The organism is Chryseobacterium sp. BIGb0232, assembly GCF_024810195.1.
Classification (GTDB): Bacteria; Bacteroidota; Bacteroidia; order Flavobacteriales; family Weeksellaceae; genus Chryseobacterium; species Chryseobacterium pennae.
In genome coordinates this window covers 129,204-152,354 of sequence record NZ_JANUEH010000003.1, presented here as the reverse complement: position 1 = coordinate 152,354, position 23,151 = coordinate 129,204, and the positions used below count along the sequence as shown (strand labels likewise).

18 protein-coding genes and 2 pseudogenes are annotated in these 23,151 nt (G+C 35.0%); all 20 read left to right on the top strand.

All coding sequences use genetic code 11. The features are described from left to right. The first annotated feature begins 3 nt into the window (after positions 1-3). Positions 4-1,029 (top strand): histidinol-phosphate transaminase, encoded by a 1,026-nt coding sequence (gene hisC, locus M2372_RS10295; protein WP_123319223.1) that lies wholly within the window; start codon positions 4-6, stop codon positions 1,027-1,029. Between the two features lie 2 nt (positions 1,030-1,031). Then, a complete protein-coding gene (gene hisB, locus M2372_RS10290; RefSeq protein WP_123319222.1) occupies positions 1,032-2,126 on the top strand; it encodes a bifunctional histidinol-phosphatase/imidazoleglycerol-phosphate dehydratase HisB in 1,095 nt (364 codons plus the stop codon). Between the two features lie 65 nt (positions 2,127-2,191). Continuing rightward, positions 2,192-2,773, top strand: a complete 582-nt coding sequence (hisH, locus tag M2372_RS10285; protein WP_123319221.1) for an imidazole glycerol phosphate synthase subunit HisH — start codon at positions 2,192-2,194, stop codon at positions 2,771-2,773. After that, a complete protein-coding gene (gene hisA, locus M2372_RS10280) occupies positions 2,773-3,495 on the top strand; it encodes a 1-(5-phosphoribosyl)-5-[(5-phosphoribosylamino)methylideneamino]imidazole-4-carboxamide isomerase (protein WP_115968732.1) in 723 nt (240 codons plus the stop codon). The genes hisH and hisA overlap by 1 nt, the downstream gene beginning before the upstream one ends. Further along, positions 3,488-4,240, top strand: a complete 753-nt coding sequence (gene hisF / locus M2372_RS10275) for an imidazole glycerol phosphate synthase subunit HisF (RefSeq protein ID WP_123319220.1) — start codon at positions 3,488-3,490, stop codon at positions 4,238-4,240. Before hisA ends, hisF begins: the two co-directional genes overlap by 8 nt. Further along, positions 4,237-4,824, top strand: a complete 588-nt coding sequence (hisIE, locus tag M2372_RS10270) for a bifunctional phosphoribosyl-AMP cyclohydrolase/phosphoribosyl-ATP diphosphatase HisIE (RefSeq protein WP_123319219.1) — start codon at positions 4,237-4,239, stop codon at positions 4,822-4,824. Before hisF ends, hisIE begins: the two co-directional genes overlap by 4 nt. A 268-nt stretch (positions 4,825-5,092) precedes the next feature. Beyond that, the gene (locus M2372_RS10265) at positions 5,093-7,216 is read left to right on the top strand and encodes a TonB-dependent receptor (RefSeq protein WP_123319218.1); all 2,124 of its coding nucleotides are present in this window, start codon (positions 5,093-5,095) and stop codon (positions 7,214-7,216) included. A 531-nt stretch (positions 7,217-7,747) separates the two neighbouring features. Further along, positions 7,748-9,367, top strand: coding sequence for a T9SS type A sorting domain-containing protein (locus tag M2372_RS10260; protein ID WP_123319217.1), 1,620 nt, complete (start codon positions 7,748-7,750; stop codon positions 9,365-9,367). Between the two features lie 13 nt (positions 9,368-9,380). Beyond that, positions 9,381-12,641, top strand: a complete 3,261-nt coding sequence (locus M2372_RS10255) for a hypothetical protein (protein WP_148060748.1) — start codon at positions 9,381-9,383, stop codon at positions 12,639-12,641. A gap of 5 nt (positions 12,642-12,646) precedes the next feature. Continuing rightward, positions 12,647-16,231 carry a DUF6443 domain-containing protein gene (locus M2372_RS10250; protein ID WP_228455692.1) on the top strand — a complete coding sequence of 1,195 codons (3,585 nt, stop codon included), beginning with the start codon at positions 12,647-12,649 and terminating at the stop codon, positions 16,229-16,231. Further along, positions 16,228-16,821: a hypothetical protein gene (locus M2372_RS10245; protein WP_123319215.1), complete on the top strand. Its 594-nt coding sequence runs from the start codon at positions 16,228-16,230 to the stop codon at positions 16,819-16,821. Before M2372_RS10250 ends, M2372_RS10245 begins: the two co-directional genes overlap by 4 nt. Beyond that, positions 16,796-17,659, top strand: a complete 864-nt coding sequence (locus M2372_RS10240) for an RHS repeat-associated core domain-containing protein (protein WP_123319214.1) — start codon at positions 16,796-16,798, stop codon at positions 17,657-17,659. The genes M2372_RS10245 and M2372_RS10240 overlap by 26 nt, the downstream gene beginning before the upstream one ends. Next, entirely contained in the window at positions 17,628-18,086 is a 459-nt protein-coding gene (locus M2372_RS10235; RefSeq protein WP_123319213.1) for a hypothetical protein, read from the top strand. Before M2372_RS10240 ends, M2372_RS10235 begins: the two co-directional genes overlap by 32 nt. 44 nt (positions 18,087-18,130) lie before the next feature. Continuing rightward, a pseudogene (locus tag M2372_RS25635) lies at positions 18,131-18,322 on the top strand (RHS repeat-associated core domain-containing protein); the annotation flags it as partial. 637 nt (positions 18,323-18,959) lie between these two features. Beyond that, on the top strand, positions 18,960-19,532 hold the full coding sequence (locus M2372_RS10225; protein ID WP_148060747.1) for a hypothetical protein: 573 nt from the start codon (positions 18,960-18,962) through the stop codon (positions 19,530-19,532). 20 nt (positions 19,533-19,552) lie between these two features. Next, positions 19,553-19,735 (top strand): annotated as a pseudogene (locus M2372_RS25630) (RHS repeat-associated core domain-containing protein); the annotation flags it as partial. A gap of 282 nt (positions 19,736-20,017) precedes the next feature. After that, positions 20,018-20,398, top strand: a complete 381-nt coding sequence (locus M2372_RS25625) for a DUF4105 domain-containing protein (RefSeq protein ID WP_409013139.1) — start codon at positions 20,018-20,020, stop codon at positions 20,396-20,398. Positions 20,399-20,437: 39 nt separating this feature from the next. Further along, complete coding sequence (locus M2372_RS10215; protein WP_123319210.1) at positions 20,438-20,743, top strand: hypothetical protein; 306 nt, start codon at positions 20,438-20,440, stop codon at positions 20,741-20,743. Between the two features lie 325 nt (positions 20,744-21,068). Then, complete coding sequence (locus M2372_RS10210; protein ID WP_123319209.1) at positions 21,069-21,533, top strand: pentapeptide repeat-containing protein; 465 nt, start codon at positions 21,069-21,071, stop codon at positions 21,531-21,533. Positions 21,534-22,092: 559 nt separating this feature from the next. Beyond that, positions 22,093-23,100 carry an RNA ligase family protein gene (locus M2372_RS10205; RefSeq protein ID WP_123319207.1) on the top strand — a complete coding sequence of 336 codons (1,008 nt, stop codon included), beginning with the start codon at positions 22,093-22,095 and terminating at the stop codon, positions 23,098-23,100. The last annotated feature ends 51 nt before the right edge of the window (positions 23,101-23,151 follow it).

Genomic DNA, 23,151 nt, shown 5'->3' with positions numbered 1-23,151 from the left:
AAAATGAGCACAATAAGTATCAATACACTGGTAAGAGAAAATATTTTAAAACTAAAGCCGTATATAAGTTTCAGAGACCATAATGAATTTAATGCCCCAACATTTTTAGATGCTAATGAAAGCCCTTTTGGGGAATGGAACCGTTATCCGGATTCTACCCAGAGAAAGCTTAAAAACAGCTTAGCAGAAATTAAAACTCTTTCTCCTACGCAGATCGCTATAGGAAACGGAAGTGATGAACTGATTGATCTGATTATTAAAATTTTTTGTGAGCCTAAAAAAGATGCTATTCTGATGATGAATCCATCGTTTGCAATGTATGGTTTTTATGCCACTATTAATGAAAACAGGGTTTTACAACTGAATCTGGATGAGAACTTTGAGATTGTAAAAGATGACTTTTTAAAAATAGTAGAACAAGAAGCTATCAAAGTTTTCTTTTTATGCTCGCCCAATAATCCAACCGGTAACAGTACTGAAGATATTGAATTTTACCTTCAGAATTTTAATGGTATTGTCGTTGTAGATGAAGCTTATATTGAGTTTTCCGGTAAAAAGTCAAGTTTGGAACTGTTGGGTCAGTATCCTAATCTTATTGTTCTTCAGACCTTTTCTAAAGCCTGGGGGATTGCAGGAGCAAGAGTAGGGGTTGCCTATGCTTCGGAAGAGACCATTCAGTTGGTCAATACAGTAAAAGCGCCTTACAATGTTAATGCATTGAGCCAGGAACTGATCCTGAAAGCACTTGAAAATGAAAATCAGTTAAAAGAAAATGTCCGCGATATTATCACAGAACGTGAATGGTTGCAGGATCAGTTTAACAATATTGAATGTATTACCAGAGTATTTCCAACAGATGCTAATTTCTTTCTGATCAAATTAAAAGATATAGAAAATGTTTATACACAAATGCTGGAGCAGGAAATATTGACCAGTAGGAGAGATCCTGCAATTCCCGGCTGTATCAGGATTAATATAGGCAACCGTCTGGAAAATGAAAAATTGATTAACCTTTTAAAAAACATATAAGGATGAAAAAAGTATTGTTTATCGATCGGGATGGTACCCTGATTATAGAACCTCCCATTGATTTTCAGGTTGATTCATTGGAAAAACTGGAATTCTATCCCGGTGTTTTCCAGAACCTTGCAAAAATTGCCAATGAACTGGATTATGAATTGGTGATGGTGACCAATCAGGACGGGCTGGGTACAGAAAGCTTTCCTCTGGATACCTTTACTCAGCCTCATGAAAAAATGATGAAGGCTTTTAAGAATGAAGGAATTATTTTCAGTGATATTCTTATTGATAAAAGTTTTGAACACGAAAATATGCCCACCCGCAAACCGGGAACAGGAATGCTTGGAAAATACATCTATGGTGATTACGATCTGAAAAATTCCTATGTAATTGGTGATCGGGAAACGGACGTTCAACTTGCTAATAATTTGGGTTCTAAATCTATTTTCTTAAACCAAAACTTTAATAATGAAGCAGATTTGGTGACAACAGAATGGAATGAGATTTACCAGTTCTTAAAGTCTGGAATGAGAAGAGCCAAAGTCTATAGAAAGACCAATGAAACGGAAATAGAAATTGAAGTGAATATCGACGGAAATGGAAAATCTGAAATTTCAACAGGGCTTCATTTCTTTGATCACATGCTGGACCAGATTGCAAGGCATGGTAATATGGATCTTCGCATCCAAGTAAACGGAGATCTTCAGGTGGATGAGCATCACACGGTTGAAGATACGGGAATAGTGCTGGGAGAAGCCATTTTAAAAGCCTTAGGAAAGAAAAAAGGAATCGAAAGATATGGTTTTCTACTCCCTATGGATGATTGTCTTTCGCAGGTAGCTATTGATTTTGGGGGTAGGCCATGGCTGGTATGGGATGCTGAATTTAAAAGAGAAAAAATAGGGGATGTTCCCACAGAAATGTTCTTTCACTTTTTTAAATCTTTTACAGATTCTTCAAGAACCAATTTAAATATTAAAGCAGAAGGAGAGAATGAGCACCACAAGATAGAATCAATTTTCAAAGCTTTTGCTAAAGCTGTGAAAATGGCAGTCAACCAATCTGATAGTAACTATAATTTACCTTCAACCAAAGGAAGTTTATAAGCACATAAAAGATTGAATTTAATTTAAAATCTACTGTCAATGTTAGTAAACTATTGTAAAAACTTATGATCGCAATAATAAAATATAACGGAGGCAATGTAAGCTCCGTACAGAATGCTTTAAACAGGCTAAATATCAGCTCAGTCATTACAGATGACCATGAGCAGATTATGAAGGCAGATAAGGTGATTTTTCCTGGTGTAGGCGAGGCTTCATCTACGATGAAACTTTTGAAAGAAAAAGGACTTGATAAGCTTATTCCTACATTGAAACAGCCTGTTTTGGGAATATGCCTGGGAATGCAGCTGATGTGTAAAGGAAATGAAGAAGGAAATACCGAAGGAATGGGGATTTTCGATATCAAAGTAAAAAGGTTTCCTCCTTTGGAACTTGTTCCTCATATGGGCTGGAATACTGTTTCGGGAGGTAATTCCTCATTATTTTCAGGAATTACCCCGGAAAATGATGTTTATTTTGTTCACAGCTACTACTGCGAGTTATCAGAATTCACCACTTCTGTGTGTGATTATATCCTTCCATTCAGTGCTTCTTTACAGAAAGATAATTTTTATGCAACACAGTTTCACCCTGAAAAATCAGGAAGCGTAGGCAGCCGGATACTCAACAACTTTATAAATTTATTATGATGAAAATTATTCCGGCTATTGATATTATTGATGGAAAATGCGTGCGTCTGTCCAAAGGAGATTACAGCACAAAGAAAATATACAATGAGAACCCTGTAGAAGTGGCCAGGGAATTTGAAGACTTTGGGATTCAGTTTCTTCATCTGGTGGATCTTGATGGGGCGAAGTCTAAACATATTGTAAATCAGAAAGTATTGGAAGAGATCGCAAAATGTACTTCGTTGCAGATTGATTTTGGAGGTGGATTAAAAAGCTTACAGGACATTGAAACAGCCTTTGATTCAGGTGCCAAACAAATCACATTAGGAAGTATTGCCGTACAGGATCCTGAGTTTTGTCTTACGATCATTGAAAAATATGGTCCTGAAAAAATTATTCTGGGCGCCGATTGTGATAACAGGAAAATCAAGACCTCCGGTTGGCAGGAAGAAAGCGATGAAGATATTATAGATTTTATTCTCGATTATCAGAAAAAGGGAATGCAAAGCACAATATGCACCGATATTTCAAAGGATGGAATGCTGGAAGGACCTTCAACAGGTCTCTATATTGAAATTTTATATAAAACCTCATTACAGCTGATTGCCAGTGGTGGTATTTCGGGGATTAAAGATGTCTATAAAATGAAAGATATCGGATGTGCAGGAACCATTATCGGTAAGGCTATTTATGAAGGAAAAATAAGTCTCCAACAACTTCAAAATTTTATTGAAAATGCTTAAAAAAAGAATTATTCCATGTCTGGATATTAAAGATGGAAGTACAGTGAAGGGAATCAATTTTGAGGATCTTAAAAATGCCGGTGATCCGGTGGAACTTGCCAAAAAATATGAACTGGAAGGGGCTGATGAGCTTGTTTTTCTTGATATTACGGCGACCATTGAAAACAGAAAAACATTTGTGGAACTGGTAGGGAAGATCGCCAAAGAGTTGAGTATTCCCTTTACCGTTGGGGGTGGAATTGCCTCTGTGGAAGATGTAAGAAAGCTTTTGGAGGCCGGAGCAGATAAGATCAGTATCAATTCCTCTGCGGTAAAAGATCCAAAACTGATTGCTGAGCTGGCTAATGAATTTGGAAGCCAGTGTGTAGTAGTTGCAATTGATACTAAAAGAGTCAACCAAACCGATCTTGTTCACATTAAAGGCGGAAGAGAAGCTACAGAACTGGGCACTGTAGAATGGGCCAAGAGAGCAGAAGCATTAGGGGCCGGTGAAATTCTTTTAACCTCTATGGATGGTGACGGAACTAAAAATGGTTTTGATCTTAGCATCACAAAGCAGGTTTCAGAACAGATAACAATCCCTGTAATAGCTTCCGGTGGTGCGGGAACAGTCAATGACTTTGTTAAAGCTTTTAATGAAACTAAGGCTACGGGAGCATTGGCAGCCAGCATATTCCACTTTAATGAAATAGGGATTCAGGAGTTAAAACAACAGTTAAAAATTCAAAAAATAAAAGTACGATGAATATTAATTTTAAAAAAGATAATGGCCTTGTTCCGGTAGTAGTCCAGGATGACCGGACACTGCAGGTGCTGATGTTGGGATATATGAATGAGGAGGCTTTTGAGAAAACAAAAAAAGGAAAAGTGGTCACATTCTTCAGCCGTTCCAAAAACAGACTGTGGACAAAAGGAGAGGAGTCCGGTAATTTTTTAACAGTGAAGAGTATAGCTATAGATTGTGATCAGGATACGATACTGATTAAAGCCGTTCCCACTAATGTGGTATGCCACACAGGAAGTTTCAGTTGTTTTGGTGATAAGGATGCAAAAGGTTTTTTATACGAGTTGGAAGAGACGATATCTCAAAGGATTGACGGTAAAGTTGATGGATCTTATACCTATTCACTTTATCAGAGAGGAATGAATAAAATGGCTCAAAAAGTAGGTGAAGAAGCAGTAGAGCTAGTTATTGAAGCTAAGGATGATAATGAATTGCTCTTTAAAAATGAAGCAGCTGATCTTTTATATCATTTACTGATTTTATTAAAAGCAAAAGGATTTTCCCTGGAAGACATTGAAGAGATTCTTAAGAAAAGAGATCAATAAAACCTTTGAATTATTTCAAAGGTTTTTTCGGTAAGACAGTAAAAATTTATTAAAGCAAAGATATCGTTGGGTAGTTTTATATATGATGATTATCAGCTATCATTGATAAAATTAACTGCATAGATAAATTGGATTGATTATTTAATTTAAATATTTTAAATTAATTTATATATAACTAGATCATAAAGTTAGCTGTTAAAATATCCAAATTTTGAAATAGGCTCAAAATTGTAATTTTGTTTTTAATTATTCTAAATAACACTTAAGTATGAAAAAAACTATTTTATTAATCGGAAGTCTTGTGGTATTTTCCCAAGCGGCTGCTCAGAAAAAAGATTCATTAGAACAGAACAGACTTGATGAAGTTATTGTTACCGCATCAAGATCTCCTGAAATAGTAAAGAAAACAGCTTCTACAGTTAACATTATCAACAAAAAAGAAATTACAGAGCAAGCATTAATTTCTGCCGATCTGAGTAATATTCTGGCTTATAAAGTACCCGGATTAGCATTTGGGAATAATCTGGTAAGCAACAGAGGGCAAACTTTAAGAGGAAGAAACGTACTGATTATGATAGACGGAATTCCACAATCAAGCCCTTTACGAAATAATGACAGAGAAATACGAAGTATTGATCCTTCTGTTTTAGAACGAATTGAAGTGGTAAAAGGAGCAACATCTATTTATGGGAATGGCGCAGAAGGAGGAATCATCAATTATATTACCCAAAAAAGTAACTCTGGTAAAACTTTTTCAGGAAGAACCGTATTGGGATTTACCAGCCATGATCTGTTTAATAACAAAATGTTTAAATCTGATGGTGGTGCGGGGTACAGAATTTCACAAAGTTTCTTTGGAAAAGCAGGAAAGTTCGACTATCTTGTGAATGGAACGCTTACCCAAAACGGAGTAAAAATAGATGGTGAAGGATTAGTCCAGAACCCAAGATATGGATTGGGAGAGACTGCCGTCAACAATATTTTTGCAAAAATAGGGTATGATCTTAATGATAACAACAGGCTAGAAGTGATGTATAATTACTATTCGAGTCTGCAGGATTCCAAATATATACTGGATCTAGGAAAATACGGTGAACAGCCTTCTACCGGGAAATTAGGTAATAGAGAAGGTGTGAAAGAAGGAACAAGATATAATCACAACGGATATCTTAAATATATCAATAAGAATATTTTTCGTAACACAACTCTTAGCACCACTTTGTATTTCCAGGATTTTTATACCATTTATGATTACAGAAATGCACCCAGATGGAAAACAGGAGGACAATCTGCTATTTTAGAAAAAAAATATGGATTCAGAGCAGATTTTAATACTGAATTTGGAAAAGAAAAAGGATTAAAAGGTTCACTGACTTATGGTCTGGATCTCCTGAATGAAAAAACAAGTCAGCCTCTGGTAGATGGAAGAATATGGGTTCCGGAAATGAATATGCTGGCTGTAGCCCCTTTTCTACAGGGGAAATTATTCCTTACTGATGATTTAACGGTAAAGGCAGGTGTTCGATGGGATAAAATGTCCATAAAAGTTCCGGATTATACTACTTTGCCTTCCAACAAAGATGTTCCGTTCAATGTAGAAGGGGGAAGATTGAATTATTCAAACCTATCTTACAATGTAGGAGTGAGTTATGTGGCATTTGATTTCTTCCAGCCTTTCACCTCTTATTCCAGAGGGTTTAACATTTACGATCTTGGCCGCGTACTTAGAGACGCCAAAAGCAATGTCTTAAATGAAATCAATACGGATCCTGTAGTTATTGACAACTATGAAATTGGTTTCAACAGTAAAATAGGACAGTACATAGATTTTTCAGCCAGTTATTTTTATAATTATTCCAAGATGGGAGCTGATCTGGTTTCTATGAATGGCTTCTGGACTCCGCTTCGTGCACCTCAATATATTAACGGAGTAGAGCTGGCATTGAATATTTATCCGACACAGGGATTAACTGTCGGAACCAATTATACATATCAGGAAGGAAAAGTAGATGTGAAAAATGACAACAGCTACGAAAAATATTTAAGCGGTTTAAGAATTGCACCCGCGAGGTTGAATTCTTTCGTTAAATGGAATGATAAGGCTCAAAAACTACAGCTGGGAGTCTATCATATGTACTCATTTAAAAGAGATCAGTTTGAACCTGCTGCTTCAGGAAAGTATGCTGAAGGAGAAGGTCCTGTAAAAAGTTTTAACCTTTTCAATGTTCAGGGAAGTTATAAAATTAATAAGCTCCTGACAGTAGGACTTGGAATAGAGAATGTTTTTAATACTTCTTACTTCACACCTACCTCAATGTATACTGCACGTGATGCAGAATATGTACGTGGAAACGGAAGATATTATACGCTTTCTCTTAATTTTAATTATTAATCTAAATCCCTTCTTATAAAAAAAAACTTTTCTTAATGGAAAAGTTTTTTTAGGGAGGACAGCAGATTATACAGAAAATGCAGCTGCTTATTATGTTTATAATAAGTATGGCCAGTTTGCATTTGTGATTTCACCTTTAGCTATAGATACAACTCTATCAGATATCCTTTGTTATCAATATAAATATGACGAAAAAGCACCTTGTGGAAAAGAAATTTTCGATTGGGAAATAGCTGGATTATAAGCATAAGCGAAAGGATTTGCACTAAAAAATATGGAAGAAACTCTTCTGAACAGAAACAAGTAAACCTTTGAAATTTTTCAAAGGTTTTTTTGTGGAATATAAGTAATATACGACAAGTTCTGTCGTTGTGCTGTGGTAGATTTGTATAATTAGAATAAAGTATAATAATTAACCTGATATTATAAATACTTTGTATTAAATCATGCCAACGTGATATTGTTGTATTAAAAAAAGTTAAATTTGCAAAAATTTGAAAACTAATCATTAAACTCAAAAACAACACAGGAATGAAAAAGATTTATCTCAGTGCATGTACTGTATGCACAATTCTTGGCGTATCTGCCCAGAATGTTCTTTGGCAAAAAGATGTCAAGTCCTCTACTCAGGATTTCCTAAGCCAGGTCACTACCACTATCGATCAGCAGTATCTTATCACAGGAAGCTCTATCCAGAGCGACAAACAGCAAACTTCAGGAAGTAAACAAAACAATGGCTATGATTTCCACCTGGTTAAACTCAATCAACAGGGAGAAGAAGCCTGGGAAAAGTATTTCTCAGGAAATAATCACGATTATTTATCTGCAGTAGTCAGCACTCAGGAGGGAGGATTTCTTTTAGCAGGAACCTCATACTCCGGAAAAGGACTGGATAAGAAAGAAGATTCCAAAGGCGGTTCAGATATCTGGCTGATCCGGATCAATGAATTTGGCGATGAAATCTGGCAGAAAACATTAGGAACCACTTCTGATGAAGAAGCCAAGGCAGTCATTCAGAGCACAGATCTTGGATTTTTTGTTGCCGGGAATGTACAAAACTCTTCCCAAGGGTATGGCTCCAAAGATGTCTGGATCACGAGACTCGACAAAGACGGAAAAGAACTTTCCCAATTGATAGTAGGTGGAAAAGGCTTGGATGAAGTAGAGAAAATGATCCCCACAAAAGATGGTGGAGCCTTATTAGGAATTTATTCAAGAAGCTCCGAAGTTCGAGGTTCAGGATTAAGAAATCCTGAGAGTAAATCTTCAGATGAAAGATCTGTCAGTTCAACAGCCATTAGCCAGACGCCAAAAGCCAGCAGCAACTTCGGTGAAGGCGACTACTGGATCATCAAGCTGGATAAAAACGGAAAAGTAGAATGGGAAAAGAATTATGGTGGTAAAGGAGATGACCATATCAGAACCCTGTCTTTAACCTCAAATGGCTATATCATCGGTGGGGAATCCCGATCCGAAAGATCAGGAAACAAAACGGTAGGAATTGAAGAAGGAACCGATCTGTGGCTGATTTCTTTAAATGAAAAAGGTGATGAACAGTGGCAGAAATCCTACAATTTCAAAAACCGTGATATCCTGATGGGAGCCAGTGTGATCCATTCAGGAGACGAAAAATCCTCGAAAGGAATTCTTTTGGGTGGTTACACCCAGGCAGAAGGAAGAATAGAAAAAGATGATGAGACGTTCTGGATGATCTACTTGGATGGTAATGGAAATGAACAGTGGCGAAAACATGTAAGCGGAGAATCCAGACAGAAAGAAGAGAGACTTTCAGATTTGAAACTCAACAGAGACGGTTCTATTATTTTAGTAGGAACCAGTGCCAAAGAATTAGGAAAAGAAAACTGGAAGATTGTAAAGCTTGGTGATAAACAGGTCAATGATCTGATTAAAAAATATGATATTAAGATCTATCCCAATCCTGTATCTGATTATGCTTATATAGAAATAGGTTTTGATTTTAAAGAGGCTGATATTATGCTGTATGATATGAGCGGAAGACAGCTTCAAAGCTTGAAAACAAAGAACAGAGTGACTAAGATAAATACCCAGGCTTTGGTACAGGGAGCTTATCTGGTTACCATAAAAACTGATACTAATAAAACAGCGAATGCAAAGCTGATTAAGAAATAAAAAACTAAAAATCATGAAGAAAATATATGTGTCAATAAGCATGCTTCTGGTATTTCAATTATACAGTGGGCAGGCATCACCCGAGCCCAATAACAATTACGGACTCCCTAAAATAGTGGCTCCATCACAGGAGACATTTGCCAGCAGCAGGATCAGCTTTGAACAGTCTTCCAATGGTGATTTTACCCATCAGGTTCCTGTTTATACTCAGCTCCGTACTCCCATATCCTTAAACTACTCCAGTGGAGTGAGGGCAGATGATATTGGAACCAGTACAGGAATGTCCTGGATGCTGACAGCTCCAGGTGTTATATCAAGGGTTGTAAAAGATGAAACAGACGAAAACAACACGAACTGGAAACCTGAAACGGTAAATGAAACTGCCAATCTGGCCCAAATAAGAGAAGCCGCAAGAACAGGCAACGAAATGGATACCGAATACGATTGGTTTAACTTTTCAATTGCTAATGGGTTGTCCGGAAGTTTCTATATTAACAATACCTTACAGGTTTTTACCGAATCCAAGGATAAAGTCAAAATTGAGATTACTGATCTGAATCTACCTGTTTTTGGTTACGGAAAACTGTTCCGTTTTAAACTGACGGACAAAACCGGAACGGAGTATTATTTTGGGGGAGCGGTAGAAAATATTGAAAGGTCTACCACCCAGAGCGCAGGACCTGACCGTAAGGCCATCACGGGCTGGTATTTATATAAAATCATCAGCCCTGACAAACGGGAAACCAATTTTACCTACATTACAGAACCCCTTACTTATTATTCCTCTTTGAATGCGGGTTTTAGCTTACTTGGCAAATGCCCGAGTGCCTCATCCGGCTCTCAGTATACATATAATGATATCGTTAAAAGCAAAGTTATCCAGCAGTCCTACAAGCCGAGACTTACCCTCATCTCAGAAGATGACAAGAATGTTTCTTTCATGTATGGAAAAGCGAGAAATGATTTGTTTAACAGCAATGCTGAAAACAATCTTCTGACTTCCATTGAGGTAAAAAACGGGAATTTGCTTATTGAAAAATTTAACCTGGAATATCAGGATGTTGCATCGTCCGCAGCAGCTACTTATTACGGGATTCCTTCCAACGAAACATCTACACGAAACAGACATTTTTTAACATCATTAAAAAACGTGACCAGGAATACCAGTACGGATTTCAGCTATTACAGCCCTGAAAAACTTCCTGCAAGGTTTAGCCTGGATACGGATTATTTTGGATATCCCAATAATAAGAGTAATTCTTCTCCTTTTCCTGCTCCTCGTCCTACCAACAATTTTGGTATTTTTCAAAGTTTTGGTGCTTATATGCCTTTAACGATCCTTTCTGCTAATAAAGAGGTGGAGCCATCATGGGCTTCCATTGGTAACTTAAAACAGATTACCCATCCTACCAAAGGGATTTCTGAGATTTTTTATGATCCCAATTCAAGCGCTGGAGCCACCACAAAAGAAGTGATGGAATTAGGAGGTGTGGAAGCCCTGTATACTCCCTGTGATCCATCACATAATTTTCCTACCGGGACCTTTACTTTTGTTTCTAACGGAACGGATATTCATTACTTTGCAGCGGCAGGTCCTTATCCGGCACAAGGATGTTACGAGCCGGAGCCTAAGCTAGTCAAACATACTTTGACTATTACGGATGAAACAACAGGAACGAATGTACGTACTGCTGCCGGCAATGGTACTAAAGAATTAGATTCCAAAGCACCGGGTTCTTCTGCTATAGCTACTGTAGCCGGACATACTTATAAAGCGACATATACGGTTAAAGGAGTCGCCGCCTCATCTGGCGTTGCTTCAATTTACTATAATGCCCATAACGTTACCACCTATGAACCGGTATATTTTGGAGGAAGCAGGGTTTCGTCTATTAAAGAATCTGATATAGAGGGAGATAGCTATACCCGGAAGTTTTATTATAATTCCCTGGCTAATATTAGCAGTCCCAAAACTTCAGTGGCAGACTTTAACCTGAACTATATAGGTGCAAAGGCGGGCGAAACTTCAATGCCTTGTACATCAGGGTCCAATAATTTTCCATCCGTAGAAATAGTGAATATTTATACAGGCAGTCAGAATAATTTACTCCCAAATTTCAACCATAGAAAAAATAAGGTTACCTATACTGATATTACAGAAGTTATAGAAAACAAAAGTGCCATAGAGAAAAAGTTTAGCTATATTCCCAATGCAGAGTACAATATTGGAAGATGGCCAGCTATTTATAATATCCCAGGTACTAATTCCGGAGAAGAAAAATCTTATTTACTGCTGGAGGAGAACAGGTATCAATATGAAAATGTGGCTTTTAAGAAGCAGCTTGTTAAGACGTACAAATATGAGTACAGCCAGCTGAAAAGTCTTAAAAGCTATGTCTTTAAAGAAAATTTCACCTATAATCCGAATCCTAATGAAGACCAACTACTCAATATATCCTACGGGTCTTATGAAAATTATTACGGGTTTTATAATCTCACGGAAGTAAAAACTACGGAATCTCTGCCTGATGGTTCTGCCATGACCAGCACCAGCTTCAGTAGTTACGGGAATCCTAATCATCACCAGGTAACCTCTTCAAAAACGGTCTATGCTGATGGTTCTGCTCGTGAAACCACGTACCAGTATGCCCATGAAAAAGGAAACCAGAAGTTGATCAATGCTAATATGATCGGTGTTCCGCTGGAAACTGCTGTAACTAAAATACAAAATGGGAATAGTCCTTCCGGAAAAATCATCTCCAAAATGGAAACCCGTTATGATGATCCTGCAACTTTATTTCCTACATCTGTCATTTCTACCGGACTTCAGAGTAATACAACTACCGAAGTTATGTATGATCAATATGATTCCAAAGGGAATATCCAGCAGTATACTACAAAAGATGGTATTCCTACTGTTATTATCTGGGGATATAATAAGACTCAGCCCATTGCGGAGATAAAAGGTGCAAAATTAACAGATATACTACAGTCACTGATTAATTTGATTGTCAATGCTTCCAATACAGATGAGCTGGCCGAAATCAATAATGATGAAACAGTACTCTTAAAAGCATTGAGAAGTTTTAGAGAGAGGCTTCCAGAATATCAGATCTCTACATATACTTATGACCCGCTTGTAGGAATTAGAAGCATTACTCCGCCGTCGGGGATTACAGAATTCTATTATTATGATTCTGCTAACCGCCTTGACAAGGTAATAGATGCCAATGGAAAGATCCTGAAGGAAATGAAATACAACTATAAAAACTAAAACCGATGAAAAAAATAATAATCCCTATAAGCATGCTGCTGATTACCCATTCAGTGCATGCCCAGCTTACCCCGCTCCCTAATATGGAGAATTATATACAGACCAAAACCTATCTGGATTATAATGGATCTGTTCCTACAAAATCTTCTGAAACAGTAGGATATTTCGATGGCTTGGGAAGAGCCAAGCAGGTTGTGAATGTAAAAGCTTCCCCATTAGGAAGAGATGTAGTCACTCACATCGAATATGATCAGTTTGGAAGACAGACAAAAGATTACCTTCCTGTCCCACAATCAGGAACTCAGAATGGTACCATTATTACCAATCCTTTATCCAATGCAACCCAACCAGGGATTTATGGGTCAGAAAAGATCTATTCGGAAAAGATGCTGGAAAAATCACCTTTGGACAGAATCATGCAGCAGATTCAGCCTGGTAACGACTGGGCCAATAAACCTGTAGGATTTTCATATGAAGCCAATATGGCTAATGAAGTATATCAGTATACCACAAAAACAACATGGGAGAACGGAGCTACCAAAAGCGAGCTTATTCTGGCTTCAGCTACTTCCTTCTATGCTCCCGGAACATTGTATAAAAATGTAGTAACTGATGAAGACGGAAATAAAACCGTGGAGTTTAAGAATGGAAAAGGTCAGACCCTGATGGTAAGAAAGATCATTACCAATGCATATATAGACACTTATTATGTGTATAATGAATATGACCAGTTGGCTTTTGTTATTTCCCCCAACGCTGTTAATAAACCAATAAATGAAACATTACTTAATGATCTCTGCTACCAATACCGCTATGATAGTAGAAACCGTCTGGTTGAAAAGAAATTACCCGGCAAAGGTTGGGAATTGATGGTGTATGATAAAGCAGACAGGTTGATTTTGACACAGGACGCTGTAATGGGATCCAAAGGTAAATGGCTTCTCACTAAGTATGATATTTTGGGAAGAGCGATCTATACAGGAGTACTGGTATCAACAGCCAAAAGAGCAGTATTACAGGATCTTATTAAAGACCTGGTCATTACCGAACCTCGCAGTGCCCAGGGATTTATCAGAAATGGGATGACGATTTATTATGTCAATAATTATTTCATGGTGGATACAGAAAGTATTCTAAGTGTCAATTATTATGATACTTATCCTGGATATACCTTTAATCCGCCATTTCCTTCCACCATTCAGGGAGTCACTACTTTAACGGAAGAACCTTCATCGGAAGGAAGAAGTACCAAAGGGCTTCCTGTGATGAGTCTGGTAAAGAATATAGAAAATGACAGTTGGACTAAAAACTACACCTATTATGACACCAAAGCAAGAGCTATTGGAGCGTATTCTATCAATCATTTAGGGGGTTATAGCCAAACAGAATCCAAGCTGGATTTTGTCGGAGTAGCTCAAAATGTTGTTACCAGACATAAAAGACTGGCAACCGATACAGAAACAGTGATCATAGAAAACTTTGAGTATGATCACCAGAACAGACTGCTTGTCCACAAACATCAGGTGAATTCCAATCCTGTGGAAATCCTTACCCAGAATACATACAATGAACTTTCCCAGCTTGAATCTAAAAAAGTGGGTGGAATTTCTGTAGGAACTCCGCTTCAGCAGATTGATTATAAATACAATATCAGAGGCTGGATGACTAAAATTAATGATCCTGCTAACCTGAATGGGAAACTGTTTGGGTATGAAATAAAATACACTAATCCAGTTAATCCACTCTATGCCACTGCAAGATACAACGGTAATATCGCAGAAATAGACTGGAATACCTCCAACAATAATGTATTGAAAAGATATACCTATGATTACTATGCAGATAATAAACTGAAGTTTGGGCATTATTCCGAACCCTGGGCAACAGCACCTCAAAACAGCTTTTACAGTGAGTATATTATTTATGACCTGAACGGAAATATCAGTCAGTTATACCGTAATGCTAAGAACTCCACTACTGGAGCGGCAATGCAGATTGATGATCTTACCTATAGCTATACTGGAAACAGGTTACAGACGGTAACAGATGGCACCCAGAATAATGCAGGTTATGAAGGAGGAGGTAATATTATTGAGTATGACCTGAATGGGAGTATGACCAGTATGAAGGATAAAGGAATTACATCCATCGCTTACAATTTTCTCAATCTTCCTGATAAAATGATCATGCTACAGTCCGGAGTAGGTCTTACTTATTTATATGGAGCCAATGGTACAAAACTTCAGAAAGTAAACTCAACTTATGAATGTGGTATTGTAGATTGCTATACTGTCAATGCTGTCTCAGATTATCTGGATGGCTTCCAGTATATGAGTACTTCTATAAGCAGAGGTAATGGTGGTGATACTGAGTTATTGTCTAAAAGTCGGGAAATGTCTAAGGCAATGGAGATCCAGGCCTATACACTCAATGATACTATTGTCCCAGCTACAGCAAGAGGTTCTTTGGGACAAACAAAGAATCCCAATCTTTCTTTTTTTTCAACAGCAGAAGGGTATTATGATTATCAAAAAGATCAGTATATTTACCAATACAAGGATCACCTTGGCAATGTGAGAATAAGTTTCGGAAGAAACAGCGCAGGTGCTCTTGAAATCACAGATGCCAATGATTACTATCCATTTGGGATGAATCACCTCAATACCGGAAATACATTTTTTGGTCAGGGTACTTATAAGAACTACAAGTACAATGGCAAAGAGTTGCAGGAGACGGGAATGTATGACTATGGAGCAAGGATGTACATGCCTGATTTGGGAAGATGGGGAGTTGTGGACCCGTTGGCAGAGCAATATTACACAATGTCTCCATATAATTATACTATGAATAGTCCTATAAATTACATTGATCCTTTTGGATTAGATGTTTATAAATTGGGCAAAGATGGTTCTATAGAAAGAGTTTCTGATTCTAAGGATGATGTAGTTTATGCAGCTAATCAATTTGATAAAAAAGGAAATCTAAATAAAAATGCCAAAGGTTTTACAGTTGGTAAACAGGGATATATTGCAGATAATACCATCAAAGGTAATATTACTGATGAAAATGGAAATATTGTAAAACAATATAGTATAATAAGTTTTAGTAATCAAGATACGGCTTTAGGCTTACATGAATATATTTCAAATAATACAGATGCTGAATTTGCTATTGGATCTGGTTTAAAGAATGGAGTTGAGCAAACTGTAGTTGGAAAAAATGGAGCTTTAGGTGATCCTGCAAGTACAGGTAGCGTTTCAATAAGTCCTTATCTAAGTTATTTTGATTCGAATTCAATATCATTATTTGGCCATAATCATCCAGATAGGGCATTTGAAATCGAACCTTCAGGATATGATGTACGAATGACTGGATGGAAAGGAAAAGACTATACATCTTTTGAAAATGTAAATAATGATATTGGAAAGCCAGTAAAAAGCGGAGACAAAAATACTAGTTCTCTTTTTCCAAAGACAGCTACATTATTTATGTATAATCCACAATATTTTACTGGCTCAAAAACAGTATACTATAATCAAGAAAAAGTGACTTCAATAAAAAATGGCTATCATAAAAATATGAAAAAATGAAAAACTTAATTACGATTTTATTACTATTATTATTCTCCATTTTTCATTCGCAAATAAAATGTGATAAGTTGGGTGAAATAACAGAAAATATTATAAATCTTTACGTTAAAGATACATTAAAAACTTCTTTTAAATCAGGAGATTTTATAGCAGTTAGTGTTTTTTCTGATTCAATATCTAATAAGAATAGCTTGTACATTGAGACTATAGAAAAAGATTTTAAACTTTATAAAAATACGCCTAATTATCGATGGTTTACAGTTGGGGGTAAGAAAATGATTATTTTTTGTGGTTTAGGCTCTAATGATAGATGTAATAACTATTTTGAAACATTAAATTTTAAAAGAAAAGAAGATAATATAGAATTATTGGATATATCAACTTCTTCATATGAATTGGATGGAGAAATTAAACTTTGGAAATTACTTCTGAATAAAAACTATAAAATTATTAGTGTTAATGGTAAGGTAATTGAGTCTGAAATTTCTAACCCTCGAGATTTTAAAATATTCCTTAAGAAGTATTCTAATCTAAAACTTTATCAAATGGTTGAAAATGGAATAATTGTTTACCCTAAACCGAATAAGTGATTCTTCGCTTCGCTTCGCTTATACTTTTAATAATTATAAGTACAACGGTAAAGAGCTACAAAAGACCGGGATGTATATGCCGGATCTGGGAAGATGGAGTGTTGTTGATCCGTTGGCGGAGAAGATGACAAGACATAGTCCTTACAATTATGCTTTTAATAATCCTCTAAGATTTATAGATCCAGATGGAAGAGCTCCATTAACTGATTATAAACTTCTACAAGGTGGGAAAATTGAAAGAGTAGACAAAGAAGATGGAAGCGAAAAAAATAGTACAGATACTATATATGCTACTGACGAAAAAGGTAACATAAATAAAAGTAAATCTATTACAATCAATAAGGATGTTATAGGCAACAGATTAGATGGAAGGTCAACAATTCGCGAAGGAGATAAATCAAGGATTACGGATTCTTCTGTATATATCTCTACAGATAAGAAGTCAATGAAAAGTTTTTTTAATTTCATTAAAGATAATGTAAGAAATGAGTTTAGTTTGGCAGGATATAAAAATGTAAAAGACGGAGGAAAAGAAGTTTTTGCAATTTCCACAGAATATAAAAAATCTCAAGAGGGTGTTGGAGGTTATTTAGCCTGGCAAATTTTAAATAATAAAAATATGAAGATGACAGAGTTTACTCATTTACATCCTGGAGGCACACTTGTTCCATCAGGGTTCAATGGTTATGGTTTACCAAAAGAAGGAGATAGAGGAAATAAAATACTTTTTGAAAACGATTTTTACGAAAATAGAACACCTGATAATTTTAAAATAGTTGTACCAAATTCAAACGAAACAATAATTTATGATTCCTACAAATTTGATATTAAAAAATAAGATCATTATAATTTTTTTACTAATAGTATCCTCCTGTAAATCGACAGATAATAATATTAGTAACATTGTAACCGACGAGGCTGAAAAAATGATAGAAAATTCTTCGAAAATTAAAAGTGAAGATGATGTATTATGCCTTTATAGTACAGTCAGAAATAATGATTCTATAGTAGGAATCGCTTATGGTATGCCTACTTTTGAAAAAAATAAATATTATTTAAAAAAAGTTAGTAACACTCCTTTACTTATTGAAAAAAATATCTATTTAAAATATTTCAAAAGTGAAAACTTGAATATTTGTAATGAGACTAAATATTTTAGAGGGGAAAATTATTTTCCTAATATTGGAGAACCATATTTTGTCAATATATTTATAAAAAATGGCAAAGTACAAAAAGTAGAAAGGCAAAATATTCCTGAAAAATAACAATGAGTTTAATTATTAAAGCCACTAATCTTGGTGGCTTTAATAAATATAAGTACAACGGCAAAGAGCTACAAGAGACCGGGATGTATGATTATGGAGCGAGGTTCTATATGCCGGACTTGGGAAGATGGGGTGTTGTTGATCCATTAGCAGAAAAGATGACGAGACACAGCTCTTATAATTATGCTTTTAATAATCCTATAAGATTTATAGATCCAGATGGAAGACAGGGTAAAGATATTATTCTATCATTAGGACATGATAAATGGGGAGCAGAGATAAATGTAAGATATGATGGAGGAAAATTGTATGAATATTCTAATGGAAAACGGACAAATACTGAATATAATGGTGATGTTTCAAAAGTAAGTAGTATTGTATCTGATTTAAATAAATTAAGTACAAACTCAGTTGGAAAGTCAGAACTGATCGATTTTTTTTCAAAAGAAGGAAATGATGTGAAAATTAGAGCGAATACAGCTCCTGGAGCTGTAAATGAATATTTAGATGATTTAGGAACAGTTGTAGTAAACGGACAAACCGTTTCAATGGCGACAACTTCAGGAATGCAAAATGCTGATTCATATGTAGTGTTAGGACACGAACTTGGGCATGCTAAATCAGATATTTCTAAACAAAAAGGGAGGGATGATGTTTGGTATACTACACCTAGTGGCAGATCACTAACAGTTGATGAAATAAATGCCTCTCATATTGAAAATAAAATCAGAAAAGCTGATGGTCTTCCTTTAAGAACACAATATAATCCTAATAGAACAGATACATCTATTTTAACTTCTGATAATAAAAAGAGTTTATATATAGATAAAAGTGAAAATTACCCAACAAACAAACCAATTAAAAAAGATAATTATGAATATTAAAAGTACCATAATGATATTTATTATTACAATTTTCTTTACTGGTTGTAAAATAAAAAGTCAATGTAATATTTATTCAAGTATAATAAATAAAAGTATCAAATCCGACTACAACAAATTTTTAAAAGAAAATGTTAGTAAAATTAAAGCTGGAGAAATTAAAATTGATCCATTAGAGTATTATATTAATTTTAATAGTTGTAATAGGAAAAATATTTTATTTTCATTTCCTAAAGACTCCATCTTTGTAATGGAAAATAATGTAGATGATGATTATGCAGGTACAATTGTAAATTCAACTAGTATCTATAAGAATAATAAGGTCTTTTTCTTTAGATCGACAAATCAAAATATAGATTCTTTAAATCTTGATAAGGATTATATTTTAAATAACTCTTCCTATGCATATATTTTGAAACTAAAACAAGGCAAGTTATTGAGGACCAAAGTACTTCAGAATTCTAAATGTATCCCGTTAAAAGATATGACATATATTTCATTAATTGTTGATAAAAAACTAAAGAAAATTTATAGAGTTTGTTCAGAGGAATTTGTGGGATTATAAAATGATTGACATACTACTAACAATATAAGTACAACGGCAAAGAGCTACAAGAGACCGGGATGTATGATTATGGAGCGAGGATGTATATGCCGGATTTGGGTAGATGGGGAGTAGTGGATCCGCTTGCTGAAAAGATGACAAGACACAGTCCATACAATTATGCATTTAACAATCCGTTGAGATTTATTGATCCTGATGGAAGAGAACCCGTTAATGATTATATATTTAAGAATGGTAAATTGATTGGAGTTAATTTAAACAACAATGAGGATAGGTATTTTAATGTTGTTTCCAAAGATTCTTATTCCCACACAACCACAATAGATGGTAAAACAGAATATTTACGAGAAGATAAAAAACCTAACTATTCAGTTGTATCAGTTTATACGGAAATAGAGGGAGCTGTTGGTCACTCTGGATTAGGGTATGATGGAAAAGTATTTGGTTTTTATCCTACTGACGGAAATAATACAGGCAGTTATGAAATGAATGAATGGTGGGGAACACCTTTGGTTATGGATACCAAATCTACTACAGAATTTAGTAAGAAATATTCTAATTCTAATGCATTCTTCTTTAAAACAACTAATGAGCAAAAAGAGAGTTTAGTAGAAGCTGTTAACGATAGAGTATCCGAACTTAAAAAGAATCCTGAAAATTATAGTCTTCAATCAAATAACTGTACAACAAATGTTTGTTCTTTACTACAAAAAAGTGGAATCAGTTCTGTAGATGTTGTCAGACCAGGAAGATTAGATTCAAAAATGAAAGAGTCGAATGCTGTAGGTAGTATTATTAGACAAAGGCCTTTAATTAACATTAATCGCTCTGCTCCTCTAGGTAGAAAACTTTATGGAAATGAATAGTCAGATTTGCATGTTTTATAATTATTATAGTTTTAAAAAATGAAAATAAATAGAATATTTACTTGTATCTCTTTAATATTGATATTATTCTTATTTATAGATTTAGCTATATTTAGAATTAATACTATGCCTAAACTAACTGAAATTAATCATGAAGATTTTATAAAAGAAGCTAACAATATAAAAGATTTAGATCTTGCTAAAACAGAATTAAAAAGATGGATTAATAATAAGTATGATATGGTTGAAAGACAAAATAATCTATATATGAAGTACTTATATATTGGCATTATTTTGTTATTAATAGAAGTTATTAAATTAATTTTTGGAAAAAAAAGAGTGTGAAAAATTTTTCATTGCTGGAGCAAGCGTTCCACTGAGACTCGGATAAAAGTAAAACCACTGTATTTGGCGGTGGTTTTCTTGTTCTGTTTTGTAAATGAAAACAGAACAAGAAAAATAAATCTTCAGGATAATACTTAAGAATAGAACGATCTGTCTGACCTGTCGTACCGAATCTGCTTTTGAAGAACAGGCTTACGGAAATCTCGGAACAACCTTTCCTAATATAGGAAATCCCCCAGCATGGAAACTGGATTTTGCACCCACTTCAGAAGGCTTTTACAGTTTCACAGAAAGCTGTTATTTTCACCAGTATAAAGATAAAGATATGATAATATATTGCGCTACGGATATTAATGTAGTAATACCATTTGAACATTTAAATGGTATCTCATTAGAAAATTTAAATCTTCATAGAGCAAATCTAGAAGATGCCGATTTGACAGGTTCAAGTTTTAAAAACTCTAATCTTAGAGGGGCAATTTTATTCAATGCAAAAATGAACGGGTGTAATTTAGAATCAGCTAACTTAATTGTTGCTGATTTAAGAAATACGGATTTATCAAATGCAGTATTAAAGAATAGTACATCAATTTCCACTTTATTTGAAAATGCAAATTTTGAGGGAGCAAATATTGAAGGAGCAAATTTTCGAAATGCAAATTTAAAAGGAGCAAATTTTGAATATGTTTTAGGAATTGAAAATGCAATATTTGAAAAAGCTGTATTTGATACTAAAACGAAATGGCCTGAATATTTTAATGTTAAAAATTCTAGAGATGAACAAAAGTAGTTATAGCCCCACAGATATCGTGGACTTGAAGTCCGCGATTGATAGTAAAAATAAACCCATCACAATTGCAGTGGATTTTATGTTATAAAGTACCGGCATTTTTAGCGAAAATTGGTAAGCATTTTTTCTCCGAGCCTGAAAATGGTTTGCTTATCTTTCTTTTTGGGCTGCTCTATGAAACGAATCTGTTCAGGTTCAGTTTTATTTGCCAAAATTATTTCTTTAGGAATAGAACCGTAGCAATTAATAATCTGATCAATCGATATGTCAAAAGTTGTATCATTTTCTATAGCACTATGCAGATAATAAACTGAAGTTTGGGCATTATTCTGAGTCCTGGGCAACAGCTATAACAAGCACTTAAATGGCTTGTCAGATCATTTAAAAAGAAAATTTACTCACAAGAGTAAAAGCATCATATTTTCAATAATAGCAAAAAAAACATTACGGGCTTTTCTATATTAACTAGGAGAAATCACCATATTACAAAAAACTGCTATATTTACCCTCAATTAATAATACTTTTAACCAAACGAATGAATTTTCCGGATATGAGAAAATGCCTGATACCTTAAAGAAGATTGGGCTTAATGAGAATGAATTATCAAAATTAGATAAATTAAAATGGGTAGTGACCGAAAAAGTTCATGGTGCTAATTTTAGTTTTTCTTATCAAGATCATAAGCTTCAATATGCCAAAAGAAGGGAATATCTTAATTGGGGAGATGATTTTTTTGGATTTCAGCTTGTTGTTAATCAGTTAGAAAGTACGATAATCAGCTTATTTGAGCATTTGAGTGCTGTAATTCCGGGGAGCAGGTATATTATCTACGGAGAATTGTTTGGAGGGAAATATCCTCACCCTGATGTTCAGGATGTTGAACATGTACAGGCGATCCAAACAGGAGTCTATTACGCTCCGGATATCCATTTTTATGCTTTTGATATAGGAATCGTCAATGAACAGGGGACAAAGTATTATCTTGATTATGAAACTGCAGTCTCTTATTTTGAGCAATTTGGTGTTCCTTATGTAAAACCTTTATTGATAGGGAAGTTTAATGAAGTTCTGAACTTTAATACCAGGATAAATTCTCCTATTCCCACCCAACAGTTTAACCTTCCGAAATTGGAACAAAACCTGATAGAAGGAGTTGTGATCAAACCTTATAATTTGAAAAATATCGAATTATTATCCAATCGGCCGATTATCAAACTGAAAAATCCGGAATTTGATGAAGAAGAGAAATTCCATAAAGCTGAGAAATGGTCATTTATTCCTGATATTTCTTCGAAAGCTGAAAATCTTTCCTTTATTATTGATGAATTAAGAACGTATGTGTCACAAAATCGGCTGGAGAGTGTGCTGTCTAAAGTAGGGGCCTTGGATATCAATAATATGCTTCGTATCTCTGAAATTAAATCTGAATTTTTACAGGATATTATTACTGATTTTAATGAAAATAATGGTGATCTGCTCAAAGAACTGGATCTCGAAGATCAGAGATGGATTACTGAAAGACTTCATTCTGAAATTCAGAAAATAATTTCAATCGCGGCAGAATAAAAATAATGTAATACAGATAAATAAAAAACAGAGCAGTTTGCTCTGTTTTTT

Excerpts from the sequence above, each read along its gene's own strand:
- M2372_RS10235 (WP_123319213.1), top strand. The coding sequence starts at position 17,628 with ATGATTCCTACAAATTTGATATTAAAAAATAAGATCATTATAATTTTT.
- hisA (WP_115968732.1), top strand. The coding sequence starts at position 2,773 with ATGAAAATTATTCCGGCTATTGATATTATTGATGGAAAATGCGTGCGT.
- M2372_RS10265 (WP_123319218.1), top strand. The coding sequence starts at position 5,093 with ATGAAAAAAACTATTTTATTAATCGGAAGTCTTGTGGTATTTTCCCAA.
- M2372_RS25625 (WP_409013139.1), top strand. The coding sequence starts at position 20,018 with ATGAATGAATGGTGGGGAACACCTTTGGTTATGGATACCAAATCTACT.
- M2372_RS10255 (WP_148060748.1), top strand. The coding sequence starts at position 9,381 with ATGAAGAAAATATATGTGTCAATAAGCATGCTTCTGGTATTTCAATTA.
- hisIE (WP_123319219.1), top strand. The coding sequence starts at position 4,237 with ATGAATATTAATTTTAAAAAAGATAATGGCCTTGTTCCGGTAGTAGTC.
- hisF (WP_123319220.1), top strand. The coding sequence starts at position 3,488 with ATGCTTAAAAAAAGAATTATTCCATGTCTGGATATTAAAGATGGAAGT.
- M2372_RS10215 (WP_123319210.1), top strand. The coding sequence starts at position 20,438 with ATGAAAATAAATAGAATATTTACTTGTATCTCTTTAATATTGATATTA.
- M2372_RS10245 (WP_123319215.1), top strand. The coding sequence starts at position 16,228 with ATGAAAAACTTAATTACGATTTTATTACTATTATTATTCTCCATTTTT.
- hisH (WP_123319221.1), top strand. The coding sequence starts at position 2,192 with ATGATCGCAATAATAAAATATAACGGAGGCAATGTAAGCTCCGTACAG.
- hisC (WP_123319223.1), top strand. The coding sequence starts at position 4 with ATGAGCACAATAAGTATCAATACACTGGTAAGAGAAAATATTTTAAAA.
- M2372_RS10250 (WP_228455692.1), top strand. The coding sequence starts at position 12,647 with ATGAAAAAAATAATAATCCCTATAAGCATGCTGCTGATTACCCATTCA.
- hisB (WP_123319222.1), top strand. The coding sequence starts at position 1,032 with ATGAAAAAAGTATTGTTTATCGATCGGGATGGTACCCTGATTATAGAA.
- M2372_RS10260 (WP_123319217.1), top strand. The coding sequence starts at position 7,748 with ATGAAAAAGATTTATCTCAGTGCATGTACTGTATGCACAATTCTTGGC.
- M2372_RS10225 (WP_148060747.1), top strand. The coding sequence starts at position 18,960 with ATGAATATTAAAAGTACCATAATGATATTTATTATTACAATTTTCTTT.
- M2372_RS10205 (WP_123319207.1), top strand. The coding sequence starts at position 22,093 with ATGCCTGATACCTTAAAGAAGATTGGGCTTAATGAGAATGAATTATCA.
- M2372_RS10210 (WP_123319209.1), top strand. The coding sequence starts at position 21,069 with ATGATAATATATTGCGCTACGGATATTAATGTAGTAATACCATTTGAA.